Here is a 20,930-nt window from a genome sequence, read left to right on the forward strand (position 1 = left end):
GGCCCAGAGGATCACTCAGGGCGACGGAATCACCACCGAGCGCACGCACGGGCCGCCGGCGAGCCGCGCCCGGCCGTTCCCAGCGGCGCGTCAGGGCCAGGCGGGTGCGGAGGAGGTTTCCTTGTCGGCCGTCTCTTCGCGGGCGTTGTCCAGTTCCCACCCGCGGAAGGTGAAGAACACGATCAGGACGCCGCCGCAGACGATGGCCCAGTCAGCCAGGTTCATCACGCTGAAACCGCTGACCGAGATGAAGTCGACCACCGCGCCCTGGAGTTGGCCGGGCGCACGGAAGAGGCGGTCCGTCAGATTTCCCAGTGCACCGCCCAGCAGGAGGCCCAGGGCGATCGCCCACGGGACGCTGTAGAGACGGCGCGCCAGACGAACGATCGCCAGGGCGACGGCCACCGCAATCAGCGTGAACACGAGGGTGCTCGCGCTGCCCATGCTGAACGCCGCACCGGAATTGCGCATCACCCGCAGCTGCAGCCAGGTACCCATGACGTTCACCGGGTCGTGGTGTTCCAGCTTCGCCACCACGGCCAGTTTGCTGAACAGGTCGATCGCATAGGCCAGGCACGCCACCATCAGGAGGAGCGGGATACGTCGTGTGCCCCTGGCCTCCCTTCCCTCGCGCTCACTCTCGCCACCTGCCGCGCCCCGCCCCGGATCCGTCACGTTCGGTCCCCTCGAAGTCCGTATGTCCCGCCTCATGATCGCGCATGCCGTCCACCGGGGTGGGTCATACCCCGCGGGGAGCGGCGGCGGAGCCGTCTCCGCTGCACCCTGCCCACACACCTCCGGCCTGCCTTCCGGAGAACCGAAAGACAGGCCGGAGCCAAGAGATCGGAGCGGTGCGACCGTACGGCCCGCCGGGATCAGACCGCCGGCGGCGCCGGGTAGGTCGGGTACTCCACCCCGGAGACGTGCTGGACGACGCGGATGACCTGGCACGAGTAGCCGAACTCGTTGTCGTACCAGAGGTAGAGGATCGCGTTGTCGCCGTCGACCTTGGTGGCGCCGGCGTCCACGATCGAGGCGTGGCGCGAGCCGACGAAGTCCATGGAGACGGCGTCGGGGGCGGTGGTGAAGTCGATCTGGCGCTTCAGCGGCGAGTGCAGGGAGACGTCGCGGAGGTAGTCGAGGACCTCCTCGCGGCTGGTCTCCCGCCCGAGCCGCAGGCTGAGGATCGCGATCGAGACGTCCGGCACCGGCACCCGGATCGAGCTGCCGGTGATCGGCGCCTTGAGGTCGGGCAGCGCCTTGGCGACGGCGGAGGCGGCGCCGGTCTCGGTGATGACCATGTTGAGCGGCGCGGAGCGGCCGCGGCGGTCGGCCTTGTGGTAGTTGTCCAGCAGGTTCTGGTCGTTGGTGAACGAGTGGACGGTCTCCACGTGGCCGCGCAGCACGCCGTACTCGTCGTCCATCGCCTTCAGCGGCGGCACGATCGCGTTGGTGGTGCAGGACGCGCAGGACAGGATCTGCTCGTCCGGCTTGATCATGTCGTGGTTGACGCCGTGCACGATGTTCGGGACGTCGCCCTTGCCCGGAGCGGTCAGCACGACCTTCTCGACGCCGGGACGGAGGTGCTTCGACAGGCCCTCGCGGTCGCGCCACTTGCCCGTGTTGTCGATGAGGATGGCGTCCTTGATGCCGTGCGCCGTGTAGTCGACCTCCGACGGGTCGTTGGCGTAGATCACCTTGATCGCGTTGCCGTTGGCGACGATCGTGCTGTTCGCCTCGTCGACGGTGATCGTGCCCTGGAACTGGCCGTGGATGGAGTCACGGCGCAGCAGCGAGGCGCGCTTCACGAGGTCCTGCTCGCCGCCCCCACGGACGACGATGGCGCGCAGCCGCAGGCCGTTACCCGAGCCGGCCTTCTCGATGAGCAGGCGCGCGACGAGGCGGCCGATGCGGCCGAACCCGTACAGGACGACGTCGCGCGGTGCGCTGCGCTCGATCTTGTTGGCACCGGTGGCACCGGCGACGGCCTCGGCGGTGAACTCCGCCACCGAGAGACCGCGGTCGTCGGCCTTGTACGTCGCGGCGAGCATGCCGAGGTCGATCTGGGAAGGGCCGAGATCGAGCGCGGTGAGGGCCTGCAGGAACGGCATCGTCTCGGTGACCGAGAGCTCCTCACCCGCGATCTGCCGGGCGAACCGGTGCGTCTTGAGGATGCTGACCACCGACTTGTTCACCAAGGAGCGGCTGTGAAGCAGGACCGTGACGTCCCGCTCCCTCTGCAGCTTCCCGATGATCGGGATCATCGACTCCGCGATCTCCTCGCGGTTTATCCAGTTGGTGAACGAGTCGTCGTTGACAGTCACAGGATTATCTTTCGAGCTAGGCGGTGCTCATATGCTAACCCCTCGGCTTTTTGATCATTCAAGCGGTCCCGCCTGAACGGGATCCCACCATCGCCCCCATGGCCACCAAGTGAGCGAAATGTCCTGCTTTGCTACGCAAGTCCGTTGCCGTTTGCGGTGATTGACCCCACAGCGTGGCGGCCGAAGTGGGGACCGAAAACGACGTTGCGCGGGCCCCTGATGATCACTAAGGTCAGCCGGGTGACTGCCGGGTCGGCCATGGGCCATTCCACAGTGAGGCTCCCGGCCTCGGCGTGAGTTCGAGGCGGGCACGAGCCCCGCCCCTCCTCCGTGTCTTCTCGCTCCGGCGCCGCCATGTGGCGCCCTTCCCAGCACTTCCCCAGACCCGGAGACACCTCACGCATGTCGCAGGACCAGCAGCACACCCACGCCTCCGAGCTGCCGACCGCCGTCGCCCAGCTCAACCACACCGCCATCTACGCCAGTGACCGCCGGCTCTCGGCCGAGTTCCTCGCCACGATCCTGGGCCTCGAGGTCAGCACGCCGTTCGGCCCGTTCCTCCCCGTCGACCTCGGCAACGGCGTCACGCTCGACTACATCGAGAAGCGCGACGAACCGATCCAGTCGCAGCACTACGCCTTCCTCGTGCCGGACGCGCAGTTCGACGCCATGATCGCCCGTCTCGAAGCGGTCGGCGTGACCTACTTCGCCGACCCCCACCACACCGAACCCGGCCGGATAAACCGCCTGTTCGGCGGCCGCGGCGCCTACTTCGCCGACCCCGACGGCCACAACATGGAGATCATGACCCGGCCCTACGCCCGCCCGTAGGCGCGTCGCCACGCCTGCCGTCCCGGGTCAGCGCCCGGGACGGCAGGGCCGGTCCTCGGCCGATGCTGCGGCCCAAGTAGGCGGCCAGGCGGTCGAGAGGGCTCGCGTCCTCGGGGGCCGGCTGCGGCGGGGCGAAGGATCCTGCGTCGGTGCGCGGGAGATCGCCGTAGATCTCCTGGACGACCGGGAGGGCGAGCTCGGCCAGGTGCTGGACGTCGTCGTAGGGACGCCCGATGGCCCGGGCCAGGTCCCAGCCGTGCAGCAGCATCTCGATCACGAGTTGCTCGACGAGCCGTCGCCCGGGTGCGGGGCCGTAACGCTGGTCGAGCATGCCTGGGCGGCGGAAGGCCGCTCGGGTGGACCGGGAGGCGAGACGGAACGCCTCGATGTGGTCGTCCCCGAGGTGGTCGGCGGTGAAGTCGGAGCGGGGAGTGCCGTTGGCCAGCCCGGTCCAGAGCAGGTTCTCCCAGACCAGGTGGTTGAGCAGGGTGCGGACGTCCCAGTCGGCGCAGGGCGTCGGTTGGCCGAACCGGGCCGGGACGACCGCGGAGACCAACGTGCCGACGGCGTCGAGGACTTGGTCGCAGGCCTGGAGCACACCGGCCGGCCCCCAGGCATGCTGCACGGCGTCGGCGTCATACATCCTGTGGAGTTCCGCGGCTCGACTGCCCGGTGTGGGGTGGGCCCGCAGTGCGCTTCTCAGCCACTGGCCGGCCGCGGCCATGCTCGGCCGCGCGGTGTTGCCGTTGATGAGGCACAACAGGTGCCAGTACCGCTCGACGTGCGGGTCGGAGGCGACCTCCAGCTGTTCCAGGAGAAGCCGTCTGGCCCGGGCGTCGTCGACGGGCCCGACCGGGTGCGGATCGCCGGCCCGCGCCGTCTGCGTGGGGATCCATGCCGTCACGATGGCGGCGACGACGGGGTCGGCCGCGGGTGAGTCGGGGGCGATCCCCTGCTTCCTCGCCGCCTCCACCCGCCGCAGCCAGTCATCGGTGAGCCGTTCGGCCGCCTGGAGCGCGGCCGGGTCGTGTTCTCCTGGCCGGTGTTCGGCGGCGTAGCGGGCCATGCGGCGCATACCGGCCCGGAGAGCGGGGTCCTGGACGAGTGCGCCCAGTTCGAGCCAGGCGTCGACCTGCTCGTCGCTGGGGTCGGCCGGGAGGTCGGGGGTGGCCGCCAGCAGGCCCCTCCGGTAGGTGGGGACGTCCAGCTCCCCCAGGGTCTCGGTGACGAAGTCCTGGATGATGGTGCGGCGTTCGGCGTCGGACATGCGCGCCAGTTCGGTCATGGTGGTGAGTCCCTCGGCAGTGGTGTCGCGGCGGATGACGGAGCGCAGCACGGCCTGCTGCGACCGCAGCGTGCGGATCTGCGCCTCCAGCGCGTCGATGTGGGTCGTGGCCACCTGCGCCAAGGTGTCCTCGCGTTCCAGGACGTCCCGGATGGCCGCCAGCCCCAGACCCAGCCCGCGCAGGGTCCGCGCCAGTTGGAGGCGGGCCAGGGCGTCGGGGCCGTAGAGCCGGTAGCCGCCGGGCGTCCGGCGCGCGGGAGGCACGATCCCGAGGTCGGACCAGTGCCTGATCAGCTTCACCGTCAGCCCGGTCTTCCGGGCGACCTCTCCGATGTTCCAGAACGTGTCTTCGCCGACGTGCATGCCCTCCACCCTTGGGTCTCCCACGGTGGGAGAGTCAACCGGCCGGGGTGGCCGGGGTGGTGTCGTGTCCCGCCAGCAAACGGCCGCGGAACAGGTCGAGTACGTCGTCCAGTGCTGCCCGGGTCGGCTGGCCCGGTGCGTCGATGAGGTGCTCGGTGAGGACGGAGTGCGGACGCAGCACGGCGTCGGGGTTCGCGGCGTCGTCGTCGAGTTCGACGGCGACGAACGCGTCGCCGAGTTCGCGGCGGAGGAAGGCGAACCGGTCGCCCGGCACCAGGCGGTCCGAGCGGAAGCGCAGCCCCATGACCTGAAGGCCGTCCCGTTCGCAGCGGGTGCGGACGGCGGCGAGGTCTTCGCCGGAGATGTCGATGCCGCCGGCCCGGCTCCTGGTGACGGGCAAGGGCAGCGAAGGCTGGGACAGGACGGGGGCCACGAGGCGCTCGTCGACGGCCATGGCCAGGGCGAAGCCGCCGGTGAGGCACATGCCGACGGCGCCGACGCCGGGGCCGCCGCAGCGCTGGTGCTCATGGGCGGCCAGGGCCCGTAGCCAGGTCACCACGCGGGAGGACTTCCCGGTGGCGAGGGTGGTGAATTCGCGGCTCACGCACACCTTCCCCAAGGAAGAGGCCAGGTACGTGGCGGACTTGAGCCGGCGGCCGGGCGCGAAGTCGGCAGGGCGGCCGGGCGTGCCGAAGAGCACCGGGAGGACGGCGGTGCAGCCGATGGCGGCCACCTGTTCCGCGAAGTCCAGCACCTTGGGCGTGATTCCCGGGATTTCCGCCATCACGATGACCGCGGGACCGGTACCGCGACGCAGGACCTCGCGGGTGACTCCGTCGTGGGTGAAGGTGTCGCGGTGAAAGCCGGTCGGGTGCTGATCCACTGCCATGGAGTGCCTCATCCTGTCCTAATCAAGTCGGCGAAGTGCCGCATGAGTTGGATCAGGATGCCGGTCCCGCGGCGGGAGCGCAGCGGCGGGGATCACGTCGGGGCCCTCTCCCCCTCACGTGGCGCTCTGTGGATGGCCGGCCGTTGCCGAGCGGGGCGGCCAGGACTGGGGCGCGAGGATGCCGAGGACGTAGGCGCGGGCGACCAGGGCGCATCGGGTGGGGGCGTTGAGGAGGTCGCGCAGGCGGCTGAGGTGGTAGTCGACGGTTTGGCGGGAGAGACGGAGGGAGGTGGCGATCTCGGCGTTGCTGCGGCCCGCGGCCAGGAGGGAGAGGATACGTACCTGACTGGCCGTCAGTGCGGGGTGGGGTTCGTGGGCGAGGCTCTGGTGGGTGATCACCGCCCAGACACTGGCGGCGCGGGACGGGCCCCGGCCCACGGTGGTCAGGTGCAGCTGGGCGCGGCGCTGGCGACCGCGGCCGTCGACGAGGACGGTGGAGGTCTGGATGCGCCGGCTGCGGCGGGCTATCAGGGCGTGCCAGCTCCGCCGGAGTGCGGGTAACTCCGGGGCGGGGGCGAGCAGGGTGTGTGCCCGGCGGCCCACCAGGTCGGAGAGCCGGGTCTGCAGGAGTTCGGCGGCTGCCGCGCTGGCCTGGAGGATCCTTCCGCCGGCGGAGATCAGGGCACACGGCAGTCCGCTGTGGTCGCGCAGCGCGTACAGGTTCTCCTCGGCCTGCTGGCGCTGGTGGAGGGCGCGGGTGTGGTCGCTGATGTCGATGTAGATACCGGCCACGCAGGTCTGGGTGCCCTCGCGTACCGGGAAGCGGTGGCCGGCCGCGTGTCCGGTGGCACCGTCCGCGCGGTGGTAGGTGAGGGTGTGCCGCACCGGTTTGCCGCGGGCCAGCACCTCCTGGTCCAGGGCGAGCACCCGGTCGGCGTCGGCCGGGGCGTCGACCTCGCGTACGTCCTTGCCGATGACGTGCTCCGGGGTCGTTCCGTAGAGGTGCGCGTAGGCGTGATTGGCCCAGAGGTAGCGGCCGTGGGGGTCCCGGATGAAGGCCGCGGCGGGGGCGAGGTCGGCGAACGCGTCGTAGCGGCGGGCGGCGGCGGGAAGGGGAGCGGCGGGAGCCGGGGGTGGGGCCGGTTCGCGGCCCTCCCCGGATACCTCGACGGCGATGCCGCGGAGGCGGTCCTGCCGGGGCGGGTCCAGCGGCCAGTTCACGTCGAAGAGCCGGCCGTCGAACCGCGCCCGCCAGTGGTTGCCGGCGTGCGTGTGGTCGGCTGCCCGCAGGTGGTCGGTGACCTGCGACGCATCGGTGACGTGCGGCTGGTCGACGGCCTGCCATTGGTCCGTGACGGTGTCGAGGAAGCGCTGGGCGGTGCGGGTGTCGTCGAAGGCCCCTCCTCCGCTGTCGATCACCCGTAGTTCGCGGTCGGCCTCCCACCAGGACACCGGGAGGTGTTGGAGCAGCGACTTCAGACCGGTCTCGTCCACGACGGCCTCTCTGTGACGAAGAGACGTTGAGATGGGCGGGGCGTTCGGCTACCTCGCGTTCCGGCCGGCTCGCGCACCGGGCCCCTCGCCCTTGGCATGCGTATCCCCCGCCGCTACGCCGTATGCCCGGTTCTCGGCCGATCTGGCGGGCGCGGTACCCCATACGGCATCACAGAACCTTCACAGCGGCTCGGCGAACTCCACAACTCTGGCGTTTGCCTGAGCGTTCGGCCCCCGTGACGGCGAATCGGGCACCGCCGGACTGGTTCTCTGGAGGTACCGCGTCGAGGCGTCAGCCGCCGCGTCATCAACGGCCGTTCCCACGGCCCTCCCCGCCTGTGAAGGAGACGGATTTCAGTGAGCACGGTGCTGTTCGTGTATGCCAAGGGCGGTCCGCCCTTGGGGTATGCCCTGTCACGGGTCGCCGCTCGGTCGGCAGTGCACCTGCTGGCACTCAGCACGCTTCCGCCCACCGTCGCCGCCTCCGCCGAGCGCCGGTGCGCGTCCGTACGGACCGCCACCGGGCCCGAGCGGGGCGACCTGGTGTCCCTGATCGTCTCCCGGGCCCAGGCCGTGGGCGCGGACGCGGTCATCACCTTCTCCGAGTACGCCGTCGTCGCGGTCGCCGAGGCCTGCGAGAAGCTCGGCCTGGCCGGCGCCGGCGCCTCCTCTGCGCTCGCCCGTGACAAGCGGCTGATGCGCCGGACCTGGGGCCGACAGGGCATCTCCCAGCCGCGGTTCCGCCCGGTGGCCGACGAGCGGGAGCTGCACGACGCGGTCGCCGAACTCCGCCTCCCCGTGCTGCTGAAGGCCGCCTGGAGCGCCGGCTCCACCGCGCACCGGATCATCCGTTCCGCCGACGAGGTACCGGCCGCCTGGCAGCGGGCCCGCGAGGTGATGGCCGAATCCGCCGAACTGGGCTATGCCGAGCTGCACGTGGCCGACGCCGGGGCCGACTTCCTGGTCGAGGAGATCGTGCCGGGCACCGCGGACGGCTGGTTCGACCAGCCGGGCTGGGGAGACTACGTCAGCGTCGAGGGCGTCGTCGTCGACGGCGTGTTCCGACCGGTCTGCCTCAGTGGCCGGATGCCGACGGTGGAACCGTTCACCGAACGCGCCGGCATCACCCCGGCCGCGCTGCCGGCCGATGCCCAGCAGCGTGTCGTGGCCCTCGCCCGTGAGGCCGTCGACGCGCTGGGGCTGGAGAACTGCGGTACGCACACCGAGATCAAGCTGGGTGCCGACGGCCGGATGTGGGTCATCGAGACCGCCGCCCGGTTCGGCGGGGCGATGACCGTTCCGCAGATCGAGGAGGTCTTCGGCCTGGACCTCATCGGCATGCTCGTCGACCATCTGCTGGACCGCCCGGTGACCTGGCCCACCCGGGCCCTCACCCCGCAGGAGGCGCGCGGCGCGGCCGGCTCCTTCGTCGTACTGGCCGTGGACGGCGCCGGTGACGCCTGGCCGGACCGCCGGCGGTGGGACTTCCCGACCGTACGGGACGCGGTGCCGCTCAGCGCCGGCAGCCGGCTGTCCGTGGTGGCCGAAAACTCGCTCCCGGACGGATCGCCGGTCCCGGTGTACGACCCGGCCGCGGGCGCCAACACCATGGCGGCGCTGTGCCTGATGTCCGCCACCGACCCCGAAACCGTGCTCCAGGACTTCCGGACCCTGATGGACGCGCTGCCGTCGGTGCTCCCCGCGGCGGAGAGCCATGAGGAGACGGGGACGGGGACGCAGACAGTGGCGGAGACGGAGAGGGCCGCGAAGGACGAGAAGGACGAGAAGGACGAGCAGTGCAAGACCGAGACCGTGGAGGCGCGCTCATGACCCTCACCATGACCATCACCGCGACCGCCGCCCCGGACCGTACGACCATCGGCGCGCAGCTGGCCCTCCCGCTCTTCCACACCCTCTGCGGCACCCTGGCCGGCCACCCCTACGTGAAGGTCGTGGTCGACCGCGTCGAGAACACCTGGCACCTGCTGGACGCCGCCGTCCACCCCTTCCACGTCGACTACATCGCCACCCGCGTCCTGGGCATGGAGCTGGCGGAACTCGACTCCTGCCTGGACGCGTTCAACGCTTCGGTCTACGCCGCCCCGGAGCGCAGGTTCCTGTTGGGCGTGCTCTCCCTGCACACCGACATGGGTACGGGGACGGCGGGTGCGGGCACCCGGATTCCCACCGGCGGCCGGGCACGCCCCTTCCTCGTGCTGGAGACGACCGAGGCCGACACCATGAGCGGCCCGATGCTCCAGGAGTTCTACACGTTCGTTCGCCACCGGCTCGACAGCCGGCTGCCGCTGCTGCTGAAGCCCGCGAACCACGGTCAGGAGCACGCCCTCGCCGCGATCAGCGACGTCCGCGTGCCGCGGATCCTCAGCCACCAGCTGTTCGGCAGCCGCACCCGCACCCCGCTCAACCCCGGCGAGGCCGTCGGCCGGCTGCGCCACTTCCGCACCCCCCGGGAGTACGAGGAGTACGCGGCCGGCGCCGGCACGCTCGGCGGGTCCGACATCGTCGCCATGCCGTGCCTGCCCGACGACGTACCGAGGGTCGCCGGCTTCATCAACACCGCGCCCACCACCCCGCTCTCGCACACCAACGTCCTCGCGTCCGGCTGGGGCATCCCCAACGCCATCATCCGCGACCTGGACCAGCTGATGGAGGCGGAGGGACTCGCGGACGCGGACGCCTGGGTCCGCTACGAGGTGCGGGACGACGACATCGCCCTCGTACGGCTCGCCCAGCCACCGGCCTCGACGCTCGCCCCCTCGCCTTCCCCGTCGTCCGCGGCGGGCGCCCGGACATCGACGAGGGAGGCATCAGACGCACGCCCCTCGCAGCCGATCCGGCTGGAACCCCCGGTCCTGCACGCCGACATACCCGCACTGCCCCTGCACCAGCTCCGCCGCACCGACCAGAACCGCTACGGCACCAAGGCGGCCAACCTCGGGGAACTGCACCACGTCCTGGCCGGCGACACGGCTGAACAGCCTGGGCGGGCCGGACTGGCTGGATTGGCTGGATTGGCCGGGCGGGCCGGACTGACCGAACAGCCTGGAGAGGCTGGCCTGGCTGGCCTGGCTGGCCTGGCTGGCCTGGCTGGTGAATCGTCCAGTCGTTCCGTCGACCTGACCGCGTACTACGGCCGCCCCAGGCCGCCCCGCGCCGACCTCTACGCCCACCTCACCACCCGCCTGGGCCTGCCCGGCCTGTCCGACCTTCCTGGCCTTCCTGGCCTTCCCGAGGGCAGGCGAGGCGCGGAACTCCGCACCGCCGCACGGGACTTCGTGCGCGCCACGGTCACCGCCCCCGACGGCATCGCCCTTCCGTTCGCCCTGCAGCACCGCTTTCTCACCTCCTCCCCCGCCATACAGCAGGCCATCGGCGAGCTGAAGGCCGCCCTGGAGCGCGAAACGGTCGTCACGGTCGACGTCATCGACCCGCTCTGTCGGCAGCTGCAGGACCTGATCCAGCACGCCGCCCCGATCCCCGACGACGTGGCCCGTGCCATCACGGCCGCCACCCGGGGGCTGTCCTCCGGTCCGTCCGGCGCTCCCGGTCGGCTCGTGGTGCGCTCGTCCTCCAACGCCGAAGACCTGCCCGGGTTCTCGGCGGCGGGGGTGTACGACTCGGTCACGGCGGTGCACGGTGCGGACGAACTCGTGGCCGCGGTACGCCAGGTGTGGGCTTCCCTGCTGTCGCCGCGCAGCGTCCGGCTGCGCCACCAGGCGGGCATCTCTCCCGACGACACCTACATGGGCGTGATCGTCCAGCGCTATCAGCCCGCGGACCTGGGCGGCGTGCTGGTGACCTGCAACCCGACCCGGCGCGCGGACTTCCGCAACGTCTACCTCAACTGCTCGCCCGGCTCCCCGGAGAACGTCGTCGACGGCACCGCGCTGCCGCTGCAGTACCTCTACAACACGGTCGAGGGCGGCGGCCGCACCGTCGCGCTGGGCTCGTCCGCCGAGGACCTGCCGGCCGCCACCCGCGAACGACTGGCGGACCTCGCCCTGACCGGCCGGCTGCTGCAGTCCCACTTCAGCGGGACGACCCCCCGCCGCGTGGGCTCCAGTGACGCGCCCGTGCATGTGGACGTGGCTGGGGATGCGGACCAGAACGTGGACGTGGACCGAAACGTCGGCGTGGACGTGGACGCGGACGTGGACCGGCCGCTGGACATCGAATGGCTGATGACCGATCAGGGCGCCTTCCACCTGGTCCAGATCCGCCCCTACGCCCGGTGAGCGGCCACCTCCCCGGCCCCCGGGGTCTCGGTCGTGCGGGCGGGCACACGAAGCGTTCGACGGACGCGCCGCCCCTGCCGCCCCGGGCCCGCCGCATCATCCGCCTGAACAACGGCTTCCAGCTCCTGTTCAACCTGCTCTGGTGGATGCCGGTGTTCTACGCCTACCAACGGCAGGCGGGCCTCACCGACGGCCAGATCTTCGGCATCCAGAGCATCTACTACACCGCGTTCTGCCTCTTCGAGATCCCCACCGGACTGGTCGCCGACCGCATCGGCACCCGCAACTGCCTCCGGGCCGGCGCGGTCGTCATGACCGCGGCCAACCTCGCCCCGGTCTGGGCCCCCAGCTACACCGGCTTCCTCGTCCACTTCCTCCTCATCGCCGCCGGCCGCTCCCTGACCTCCGGTGCCGCCAGTGCCTACCTCTACGAGGGTCTGCGGGCCGAGGGCGCGGGCGCCCACTACCTGAAGGCCGAGGGACAGGCCCGCGCGCTCGGCCTCGCCGCGAAGGTGCTGTGCTGGCCGCTGCTCGGTCCGCTGATGGCCCTGGCGCACTCCGCACCGTACGTCCTGAGCGCGGCCAGCGCGGGCGGCTCCCTCGTCTGCGCCGTACTGCTGCCTCGTCAGGCTGCGGCCGTCCCCGCCGCGGGCCGGAAGCGCACTACGGGCCGGAAGCGCACCACGGCCCACGAGGCCGCCGCCGCCCTCCGCGCCGTCCGCAGCACGCCCTGGCTCGCCCTGGTCATGGTGCAGGGGGTGGCCCTGTTCACGCTCTCCCGTATCTGCCAGGTCAACCTCTTCCAGCCGGTACTGCTCGACCACGGCATCGGTGAGAGCTCGCACGGCACCGTACTGGCCGCCATGACCGTCGCGGAGGCGGTGGCCTCGGCCCGTCCGCAATGGCTCACCTCACGGCTCTCCCCGGTGGCATGGGTGTCGCTGCTCAGCCTCGCGATGGCGGCGGCCCTGGCGGGCAGCACGCTCGGCGGTCCCTGGACGACCGTCGCACTGCTGTGCGTGTTCGCCGCCGTGACCGGCCTGGCGTCCCCCCTCCAACGGAAGCTGGTCAACGACGCGGTCCCCGCGGGCGCGCCCCGCGCCACCCTGCTGTCGGTCGAGAGTCTCGTCGACCGCGCGGTGTGCGCCCTGGCGGCCGTCGCCGCGGGCGCGTACCTCTCGGCGCACCGCCTGGACGCCCTGCTGTGGCACAGCGCCCTGGCCACCGCCGTCCTGCTCGCCGTCCTCCACCTGCTCCTACGACGACGTCACGGCGGGGCCCGTACGGAGGACGGCGGGGTACGTGGGGAGGACCGCGGGGCCCGTACGGCGGAAGGCGGGGTGCACACGGAGGGCGGCCGGGCGGAAACGGGCCGTACCGACGAGATCCGTCCGGTCGCCACGGCAGGAAAGCCCTGACCCCCGCGCCCATACTGGAGGGGTGCGTACTGGAGGGGTACGGCAGTCGGACGGACCGGCCGAATCGGCTGGGCCTCCTGGAGGTGCTGGGCCTGCTCGACCGGCTGGACCGGCTGGCCCGACTGCTCCGGCTGGACCCGCTGGACCTCCGGCTGCCCCGGCTACCGGGCACTACGGCGAAGAAGCCTTCCGCCCCGAGGAGGCCGGCGAGGCCGATCGCATCGACCTGGGAGCACTCGCCTACGACACGGTGAGCACCGCCCGGCTGACGGCGCTGGGTGCCGGCCCCGGCTGGCACTGCCTCGACGTGGGTGCCGGGACCGGCACCATCGCCCGGTGGCTGGTGGAGTCGGCGGACGTCACCTCCGTCCTGGCCGTCGACCGTGACACCCGCTTCCTCACCGTCGATGCCCCGCCGGGGCTCGTGGCCCAGACCGCCGACGTCACCGCACTCGACTTCGACCCCGGCCGCTTCCACCTCGTCCACGCCCGCTTCGTGCTGATGCATCTGCGCCCGTGGCGACGCATGATCAACCAGCTGAGCTCACTGCTCGCCCCCGGCGGTGTACTCGTGCTCAGCGACGCCGTCGACCTGACCACCTCCTCCGCCCCGGCCACCCCGTACACCCGGGTCATGCGCGCGATGTGGCAGGCCCTGCGCACGACCATCGGTACGGACATCTCCTGGGTGCCCGACTATCCCTCCTTCCTGCTGGAGGAGGGCCTGCACTCCGTGGCCGCCGAGATCCACGTACCGCCACTACTGCCCGGCAGCCCCATCAGCCGCTTCTGGGAGGACACTTGGCAGCGCACCCACGACGCCATCCTCGCCACCGGCCAGGTGGACGAGCCCCAACTCGAACAGGCCCGCCGGTCCCTGTCCTCCCCGCACTCCGCCGCCCTCTCCCCCGGCATGCTCACCGCCTGGGGCTGGAAACCCCGGCACACCGCCGCTCCGCCCCCGTGATCCGGTGGCAGGTGCCCGCACACCGTTGGCCTGTTGGATCACCGGACTCTTGGCACGTAGGCCGGTTGGTACGTAGGCCGGTTGGTACGTAGGCCGGTTGGTACGTTGGATCGCCGGACCCTTGGCACGTCGGCCCGTTGGTCTGCTGGCCCGTTGGCTCATCGGACCGTTGGCCCGTGAGAAGATCCGTTCGCCCATCGGCCGGTTCCCGGCAGCCGAACGTGGAGGGTCACGATGTACGCCATACCCCTGGGTGACGACGGCGCCAACGGCGGCAGCCGCGCCGAGCTGCGTCCGCTGGAGCCGTGGCAGGCCGAGGAATTCCTCGCCCACATCGACCGTGGACGGGAGTTCATCGGGCAGTACATCGGGCTGGCGGACCTGATCGTGGACCTGGACGCGAGCCGCTCGTACCTCCACTCGTACGCGGAGAAGGCCGCCGCCGACACCGGCCGCCTCTGTGGCATCTGGCTGGACGGCCGGCTCGTCGGTGGGGTCCTCTTCCGCACCATGGACGTCGAACAGGGCACAGCCGAGGCGGGCTGCTGGCTGGAGCCGTCGGCCGCGGGCAAGGGGCTGGTGACCCGGGCCGTACGCGTGCTCATCGACTGGGCCGTCGAGGAGCGGGGCATCCACCGTGTGGAGTGGCTGGTCTCGGCGGGCAACGAACCCAGTATCGCGGTGGCCCGGCGACTGGGAATGACCAGGGACGGCGTGCTGCGCGAGAGCTACCTGTACCGGGGCCGGCGCCACGACATCGAAGTCTGGTCGGTACTGGCCCCGGAGTGGCGCGCGGCCAGGCAGGGAGCCTAGGAGGCAGGAGCCACGGGCCACGAGCCCCAGCGGCCCGCTCCCCCCTCACCGCCCTCGGCCCTCACCACCCGCGGCCCCTCATCGGGCTCGCCGCCCCTCACCGTGCGCGGAAGGAGGCCACCAGGATGTACACACTGGTGGCCAACATCCATACCGGAAAGGACAGTTCGGCCCAGGGGACGGCACCGACGACGAACAGCAGCACGAGCGCGACCGCATAGCCGAGCCAAGCGAGCCAGCGTGGGAAGACCCGCAAGGCGAGTCCGATGGTCGTGGTGGACAGCGTGAACACCGCGGCCATCCGCATGGCATAGCTCACCAGCAAGGTGAGCGTCGCACGTCCGTAGGTCCACAGGTCCTGCACACCGGCCGGGACGTGGCCGGTGATGGCGAGCAGGCCGCCGGCGGCGGCTCCTGCCGCGAGCATCAAGGCGGTGAACATCAGCCCGCTGCACAGGAAGAGAGTCGCGAAGAACCTGTTCTCCGTCCGCTCCCCCTCATCCCCCGAGCCGGCGCTCGCCGGACGCCCGATGCCCCGCTCCGTGCGCCCGATGTGATCCCGCACAGCACCCATGAACCACAGGAAGAAGATGCCGGCGAACGGCAACAGGCCCAGGGCGATTTCCAGGACCTGACGGTGGGACGATCGCGACGGCCACCCCGCCGCGCGGGCCGGGATCGCGGAGGGCAAGCTGATGCGGACGATCATGAGTACGGCGACCAGCAGCAGCCCCGCCAGCACTCCGGCCGCGCCAGCCGCCCGCGGCGTACGCAGCACCCTGCCCGGCGTGGCCTCCAGGGAGTCTCTCTCCTCCATCGCCCCATCGTGACGCCACCTCACCCCCGACCGGCTGCACAGCCACCCGGCTTCCCTTCACGGCCACTGAGATGGCTTACAGCCCCTGGGCACCGAGGCACAGCACCTCCCGCCACTCACCTCACTCGCCTTGCCTCGCCTCACCGCTACTCCCCACCGCTACTCCCCACCTCTACTCGCCACACCGCTCCCCAACATTCCCCACTTTCCTCAAACTTCCTCATTGCCCCCACCAGTAGGGGAAGTTAAGGTACTTTCATGCCTGATCGTTTCTACTCCGTGGAGCAAGTAGCGGAGCACCTGGGCCTGCATGTCCGCACCATCCGGAACTACGTGCGGGACGGACGTCTCCACGCGGTCCGTATCGGCAAGCAGTACCGCATCGCGCACGAGGACCTGGAAGCCTTCACCGGCCGCCCGGCACCCGCGCCTCCGGGCGACGCGGACGAACAGCGACCGCACCAACAAAGGCAACAGCACACCGAGGTCTGCAGCATCGTCGAGATCGACGCGATCGCCCCCGAGACGGTCGACCGCCTGACCAACCTCCTGATGAGCGTGGCCACCAACCGCGGCCCGGGCCATGCGCCCCTGCGGATCGAGACGGCCCACGACAAGGAGAGGGGCCGACTGAAGGTCATCGTCCTGGGCGGTCTCGCCGACACGGCCCGGCTCTTGGAATGCATGGAAGGAGTGCTCGCGACATGAGCACGAGGACGACCACACGAGGAAAAACGGGACCATGAGCGCGAGCACGAGCACGAGCACCAACACAAGCACGATCTACAAGACTGAAGCCGGTGCGCGGGAGATCCAGCAGCGCTACCGGGAGATGCTCCAGGACTGGCCGGTCCCCGCCGAGGAGGTACGGATACCGACCCGTGAAGGCGAGACCTTCGTCCTCGTCTCCGGTCCGAAGGACGCGCCGCCCGTACTGCTGCTCCACGGATCGGGAGCGAACACGACGATGTGGCAGGACGACATCACCTCCTGGTCGCGGCACTTCCGGACGTACGCCGTCGACCTCATAGGCGAACCGGGCTTGAGTGCCCCTCCCGCCCACGCTTGTCCTCCGACGCCCATGCGCTCTGGCTGGACGAGGTGTTGGAGTATCTGGGCGTGGGCCGCACGGCGATCGTCGGCACTTCCCTGGGCGGATGGGTGGCACTGGACTACGCCACCCGCCGGCCGGACCGAGTGACCCGCCTGGCCCTGCTCTGCCCCGGCGGCGTGGGCCGGCAGAAGGTCGCCTGGCTGTTCAAGGCCGTACTCCTGCGCGCGTTCGGACGCCGGGGAGCGCACCGCTCAACCGCGGCCGTCACCGGCCTGAGCGCCCCCGAGACCCAGCATCTCCTCGATCACGTCATGCTGACCTTCACTCACTTCAAGCCCCGCACCGAGCGGCTCCCCGTCTTCCCCGACAGTGCGCTGCGCCGCCTGACCATGCCCACGCTGGTGACGGTCGGCCGCCGCGACGCCATGTTCGACTCCGAGGGCACCGCCCGGCGGGTACGCCAGTGCCTCCCCCACGCGACCGTGAACGTCCTCCCCGAGGCCGGTCACGCCCTCCTCAACCAGACCGACTCGGTCCTCACGTTCCTCCGCGGCTGACTGACTTCCGAACAGCACCGTGCCCCGGCGCAACCCTCACACGACGCCGAAGGGACGGTGGGCTGCGGCCGCCCACCCCGACGTCTTCACTGCGGGCGCTGTCGTCGCCGGCCTCCCTACAACTGCACCAAAAACACCGGTCCGTTCACCTGCATGAGCCCCGGCATCGCCCGATCGACCGTACGCCCGCTGCCTGGGCACCACGCGTCCGCGACGCCTACCCGTCGTATTCCGGCCCGCATCACGAACTGCCCACCCTCTTCCTGAGACCGGTGCGTCCCTGGGCGCGGGTGGCGCCGATGGAGGCGAGGGCTACGGCGAGGACACCGGCCCATTGGGGGACGGCCAGGTGCTGGCCGAGAACGACGAGGCCGATGAGGGCGCCGACGGCGGGTTCGAGGCTGGTGAGGACGCCGAAGGTGCGGGGCGGCAGCCGGCGGAGGGCCTCAAGGTGGAAGGTGTAGGGCAGAACGCTGGAGAGGATGGCGACGACGGCGGCCAGGGCGAGGGTGGTGGGTTCGAGGAGTCTGAGGCCCGCCTGGGCGATGCCGTACGGGAGACTGAGGAGGGCGCCCCAGGCGACGGCGAGGGCCAGGCCGCGCCCGTCCGGGACGCGTTCCGCGAGCCTCTTGCCGACCAGGATGTAGCCGCCCCAGCAGCATCCGGCGACGAGGGCGCAGGCCAGTCCCGCTGCGTCGAGCGGAATGCCGGAGTGGCTGAGCAGCACGACGCCCGCCGCAGCCAGGCAGGCCCACAGCAGATCGGCGGCCCGGCGCGAGCCGAACAGCGCGATGGCGAACGGGCCGAGGAACTCCATCGTGGTGGCGGCGCCCAAAGGAAGACGGTCGACCGCTTCGTAGTAGCTGAGGTGATGGACGGCGAGCAGGGTGCCGGCGGTGGCCGCGACACCGAGGGTGGTCCGGTCCCAGCGCAGCCCGGGGCGCCACAGGGCGGTGAGGACGACGGCCGCCAGGCACAGGCGCAGACTGACCACTCCCGCCGGGCCCACGACGGGGTAGAGCCGGGTGGTCAGCGCGGCCCCGCACTGCAGACCGAGCACGCCACCCATGACCAGACCGGGGGCGGGCACTCCGCCCAACCCCCGGCTGATCACGGCAACGGCTTGCGCACGGCGACTGGCGAGCTGACTGATGGCGCCCTCCATCTCTCCGCCGTCCGCCCGGTGGCGTCCGGCCGTTGGCGTCCGGCCGTTGGCGTCCGGCCGGAAGGGAATCGAGTCGCCCAGTCACGCCGACCTGCACCATGGCACAGCGAAAATGGCACGGCGGCAACATGGGCACAACCCCCGACGATCAACGGAATCCGCATCATCCCGGGCCCGTTGGCCTGGCGAATCGGCAGCCGCGCCCCGCATGGCAACTGCGTCCACCCGTCAGGTTTTCGTGGGAGGAGGAGACAGCCGCATCAGGTCTTTGCGGGAACTTTGCAGGACCCATGGAGTCCGCCCCGTCCGGCCTGTCCGCCCAGTGCACCCAGTCCGCCCAGTGCACCCAGTCCGCCCAGTCCGCCCAGTCCGCACCGCGCGCACCGCGCGCCAGGCAGCTCAGCCGCGAAGACGAATGCGGTCTTCAAGTGTCGCCGCATCCACTCCGGCCTCACTGAGCACCCCGGCCGCCACTCCACGACCGATCTGGGCGAGCCCCAGAAGCAGGTGGTCACAGTCAATACCTGCCGAACCCGCCGCCTCGGCCCGCTCCTCCGCGATCGCGATGGCCTTACGGGAGTAGGGCGTCCAGGCAATCCGCTCCGCCGCTTGCGAGGCCCCCATGCTCAGTCGCGCCCCGACGGCCTGGTGCAGGTCCTCGGGCGATACGTCGGCGGCCCGCAGCAGACACGTTGCCGTGTTGTCCTCCGCGGTGAGGCCCCAGAGCAGGTGCTCCGTCCCGATGTAGTTGTTGCGGTGATGCACCGCGGCCTGCTTCACATGCACCATGGCCTGACGGAGGTCGTCCGTCATGGTCTCGGGCCCGTAGCGCTTGTGGGGTGCGTGAAAGCGCTGCTGCACGGCTTGCCTGGTCACCCCCAGCGCCGTACCGATGTCCGTCCACGAGTTGCCGTGCATCCGGCAGTGCTCGACGTAGTCCTCGACCAAGTCGTCTGCCAGTGCTTGTAGTTGACCGGCCAGGTTCGCCGCCACCGTGAGCAGTGCGAGCCAGTCCGGCTGCTCTTGCCCGCCGGGCCGGTGCGCGGCATCGCAGGTCCTGTCGACTTCCGCTATCAGGTCGTCCAAGTCTGGGAGAGGCATGAGGCAAGTACGCCTTGACAATTCCCGTTTGTCAAGGCGCACTTGCCTCCCTACCCCCAACGTCACGTACGCTGCCCGATACCCAGCACACACCCCACTCCCCATCTCTCACCGCCCGTCTCCCGTCTCCCACCACCCATCTCCCATTCCCACCTCCCATCCCCACCTCTCCCCACGCGTTCCGAACGGCCAGGCACAGTGATGACAAACGAACCCCCGCACCTCCCGTCGCCCGACGTCCTCTGGTCCCACGCCGCCACCCTCGCCGCCTGGAGTAGCGAGCAACAGCTCCCCCTTCACAACTACCGCCTTGACGAGACCGGACTGCGCTCCGAGGACGTGGGGAACGGTTGGTGGGCCCTGTCCTGGGTCGACGGCGGACGAGCCGTGCTGTACGGCATCGATCACGACTACAGCGACACTGTCGGCCTCGCCCCGCCCGTCGACCTGCTGGCCGACGGGCCCTCCTGGCTGCCATGGCAGTGGCTCGACGACGTCATCACCGGCGGCGAGGAGATCGGCTTTGTGTATTGGTGGGACGGCCGGGAGTGGGGACGGGCGGCCTACCCCGTCGAGGTGCACGACGACGGTGTGCACAGCATGGTCCCGGCGGACGACAGCGAGGTGCGGCAGGTCTGCGATGCCCTGGTGGCCGACGGCGCGGACCCGGCCGCCGTACGCGAGCGCGAGGCGGCACACCGACGAACCGCTGCCGCCCCGGTCCCGAACGGTGCCGCCGTTTTGCCGGTCGGCCAGGGCGAGCCCACCGATCGGAGGGTCCCGTGCTGGCTCCCCGAACAGCACGCCGCGGTACTCGCCGTGGAGATGAAGGCGGCCACCGAACTCAACCGCCCGGCACCGCCAGCCACGCCGGAACGGGAGTGGCTGATCGCCTGGCTACGCGCCAACGGACCCCGAACGGACGGGAGTTCTGTGCTCTCGGCAACGTTCGTGGATGCCGGGGACACCGATTACGGCCGCGGCGCGGACGGATTCTTGGATGTGCTGGGCCGACGGATCTTCGGCGAGGCAGCCACGCTGCTGGCCGCCCTACGAAACGCGGAAGCCGACCCCGAACGGGGCCGCTGGCTATACATCCGCATAACAGTGACCGACACCGACACCGACACCGACACCGACACCGACACCAACACCGACGCCGGCACCGACACAAACGCTGTCACCGACACCAACACCAACGCCAACGCCAACAGCACCATCGAGCGCGGCTACGACTGCCTGCCGGGCTGGTGGCCGGCCAAACGTGGAATCGTCGCCACCCTCCCCCACACCGTCCGCCTCGAAATGGCACACCGAGCCGCCCACTGGCGCCCGAACTGGGCCGACCTCCTCAAGGAAGACATCCGCCGCGACGGCGCCCCGGCCCGACTTTGCCGGGCGGAACTGGCACCACCCCACATCTCGGCTGCAAACGCGAATGCGGGTACAGGTGCGGGTGCGGCCGGCGCGACCGCGGCTGCGGATACAGATACAGATGCGGATACAGATGCAGAGCCAGGCTCGTAGGGAGTTGGCACTGCTGTGGTGCGCTGGCAGGGCGCCCCGGAGGATAGGGATCGCGGACACCACGTCGAG

At 70.8% G+C, this 20,930-nt stretch carries 18 protein-coding genes; 9 read left to right on the forward strand and 9 right to left on the reverse strand.

Going from position 1 to position 20,930, the window contains the following annotated elements:
* Positions 1-90: 90 nt before the first annotated feature.
* Together lspA and OJ254_RS23955 are read right to left on the reverse strand one after the other, a co-directional pair.
* Positions 91-711, reverse strand: coding sequence for a signal peptidase II (lspA, locus tag OJ254_RS23950; RefSeq protein ID WP_265363991.1), 621 nt, complete (start codon positions 709-711; stop codon positions 91-93).
* Between the two features lie 164 nt (positions 712-875).
* Entirely contained in the window at positions 876-2,324 is a 1,449-nt protein-coding gene (locus OJ254_RS23955; RefSeq protein ID WP_265363992.1) for a glyceraldehyde-3-phosphate dehydrogenase, read from the reverse strand.
* Between the two features lie 402 nt (positions 2,325-2,726).
* Here OJ254_RS23955 and OJ254_RS23960 point away from each other — a divergent pair, with 402 nt between their 5' ends.
* Positions 2,727-3,155: a VOC family protein gene (locus OJ254_RS23960; RefSeq protein ID WP_265363993.1), complete on the forward strand. Its 429-nt coding sequence runs from the start codon at positions 2,727-2,729 to the stop codon at positions 3,153-3,155.
* Here the strand turns inward: OJ254_RS23960 and OJ254_RS23965 are convergent.
* From OJ254_RS23965 to OJ254_RS23975, 3 genes are all read right to left on the reverse strand, one after another.
* Positions 3,127-4,803 carry a TIGR03086 family metal-binding protein gene (locus OJ254_RS23965; RefSeq protein WP_265363994.1) on the reverse strand — a complete coding sequence of 559 codons (1,677 nt, stop codon included), beginning with the start codon at positions 4,801-4,803 and terminating at the stop codon, positions 3,127-3,129. The two genes, OJ254_RS23960 and OJ254_RS23965, sit on opposite strands and share 29 nt — an antisense overlap.
* Before the next feature lie 34 nt (positions 4,804-4,837).
* Positions 4,838-5,692, reverse strand: a complete 855-nt coding sequence (locus OJ254_RS23970) for a dienelactone hydrolase family protein (protein WP_265363995.1) — start codon at positions 5,690-5,692, stop codon at positions 4,838-4,840.
* 114 nt (positions 5,693-5,806) lie between these two features.
* Positions 5,807-7,186: a helix-turn-helix transcriptional regulator gene (locus tag OJ254_RS23975; protein WP_265363996.1), complete on the reverse strand. Its 1,380-nt coding sequence runs from the start codon at positions 7,184-7,186 to the stop codon at positions 5,807-5,809.
* 357 nt (positions 7,187-7,543) lie between these two features.
* Between OJ254_RS23975 and OJ254_RS23980 the strand changes: the two genes are divergently transcribed.
* The 5 genes from OJ254_RS23980 (at position 7,544) to OJ254_RS24000 (ending at position 14,640) form a co-directional block, all read left to right on the forward strand.
* On the forward strand, positions 7,544-9,016 hold the full coding sequence (locus OJ254_RS23980) for an ATP-grasp domain-containing protein (protein ID WP_265363997.1): 1,473 nt from the start codon (positions 7,544-7,546) through the stop codon (positions 9,014-9,016).
* Positions 9,013-11,442, forward strand: a complete 2,430-nt coding sequence (locus tag OJ254_RS23985) for a PEP/pyruvate-binding domain-containing protein (protein WP_265363998.1) — start codon at positions 9,013-9,015, stop codon at positions 11,440-11,442. The genes OJ254_RS23980 and OJ254_RS23985 overlap by 4 nt, the downstream gene beginning before the upstream one ends.
* Entirely contained in the window at positions 11,439-12,860 is a 1,422-nt protein-coding gene (locus OJ254_RS23990) for an MFS transporter (protein WP_265363999.1), read from the forward strand. The genes OJ254_RS23985 and OJ254_RS23990 overlap by 4 nt, the downstream gene beginning before the upstream one ends.
* A 250-nt stretch (positions 12,861-13,110) precedes the next feature.
* On the forward strand, positions 13,111-13,827 hold the full coding sequence (locus OJ254_RS23995) for a class I SAM-dependent methyltransferase (protein WP_265364000.1): 717 nt from the start codon (positions 13,111-13,113) through the stop codon (positions 13,825-13,827).
* 234 nt (positions 13,828-14,061) lie between these two features.
* Complete coding sequence (locus tag OJ254_RS24000; protein WP_265364001.1) at positions 14,062-14,640, forward strand: GNAT family N-acetyltransferase; 579 nt, start codon at positions 14,062-14,064, stop codon at positions 14,638-14,640.
* A 97-nt stretch (positions 14,641-14,737) separates the two neighbouring features.
* Here the strand turns inward: OJ254_RS24000 and OJ254_RS24005 are convergent, their stop codons facing one another.
* Positions 14,738-15,418, reverse strand: coding sequence for a hypothetical protein (locus tag OJ254_RS24005; RefSeq protein ID WP_265364002.1), 681 nt, complete (start codon positions 15,416-15,418; stop codon positions 14,738-14,740).
* A gap of 297 nt (positions 15,419-15,715) precedes the next feature.
* Between OJ254_RS24005 and OJ254_RS24010 the strand changes: the two genes are divergently transcribed.
* On the forward strand, positions 15,716-16,165 hold the full coding sequence (locus OJ254_RS24010; RefSeq protein WP_265364003.1) for a helix-turn-helix domain-containing protein: 450 nt from the start codon (positions 15,716-15,718) through the stop codon (positions 16,163-16,165).
* A gap of 114 nt (positions 16,166-16,279) precedes the next feature.
* On the opposite strand, the gene OJ254_RS24015 is transcribed toward OJ254_RS24010, so the two are convergent.
* Positions 16,280-16,486: a hypothetical protein gene (locus tag OJ254_RS24015; RefSeq protein WP_265364004.1), complete on the reverse strand. Its 207-nt coding sequence runs from the start codon at positions 16,484-16,486 to the stop codon at positions 16,280-16,282.
* A gap of 36 nt (positions 16,487-16,522) precedes the next feature.
* On the opposite strand from OJ254_RS24015, the gene OJ254_RS24020 reads away from it, so the two are divergent.
* Positions 16,523-17,068: an alpha/beta fold hydrolase gene (locus OJ254_RS24020; protein ID WP_265364005.1), complete on the forward strand. Its 546-nt coding sequence runs from the start codon at positions 16,523-16,525 to the stop codon at positions 17,066-17,068.
* 241 nt (positions 17,069-17,309) lie between these two features.
* On the opposite strand, the gene OJ254_RS24025 is transcribed toward OJ254_RS24020, so the two are convergent.
* Both OJ254_RS24025 and OJ254_RS24030 read right to left on the reverse strand, forming a co-directional pair.
* Positions 17,310-18,158, reverse strand: coding sequence for an EamA family transporter (locus OJ254_RS24025; RefSeq protein ID WP_265364006.1), 849 nt, complete (start codon positions 18,156-18,158; stop codon positions 17,310-17,312).
* A 474-nt stretch (positions 18,159-18,632) separates the two neighbouring features.
* Positions 18,633-19,319 (reverse strand): Clp protease N-terminal domain-containing protein, encoded by a 687-nt coding sequence (locus OJ254_RS24030; protein WP_265364007.1) that lies wholly within the window; start codon positions 19,317-19,319, stop codon positions 18,633-18,635.
* Between the two features lie 216 nt (positions 19,320-19,535).
* Between OJ254_RS24030 and OJ254_RS24035 the strand changes: the two genes are divergently transcribed.
* Positions 19,536-20,861 carry a hypothetical protein gene (locus OJ254_RS24035; protein WP_265364008.1) on the forward strand — a complete coding sequence of 442 codons (1,326 nt, stop codon included), beginning with the start codon at positions 19,536-19,538 and terminating at the stop codon, positions 20,859-20,861.
* Positions 20,862-20,930: the final 69 nt, after the last annotated feature.

Origin of the sequence: Streptomyces endophytica (assembly GCF_026153355.1) — a bacterium.
GTDB lineage: Bacteria > Actinomycetota > Actinomycetes > Streptomycetales > Streptomycetaceae > Streptomyces > Streptomyces endophytica.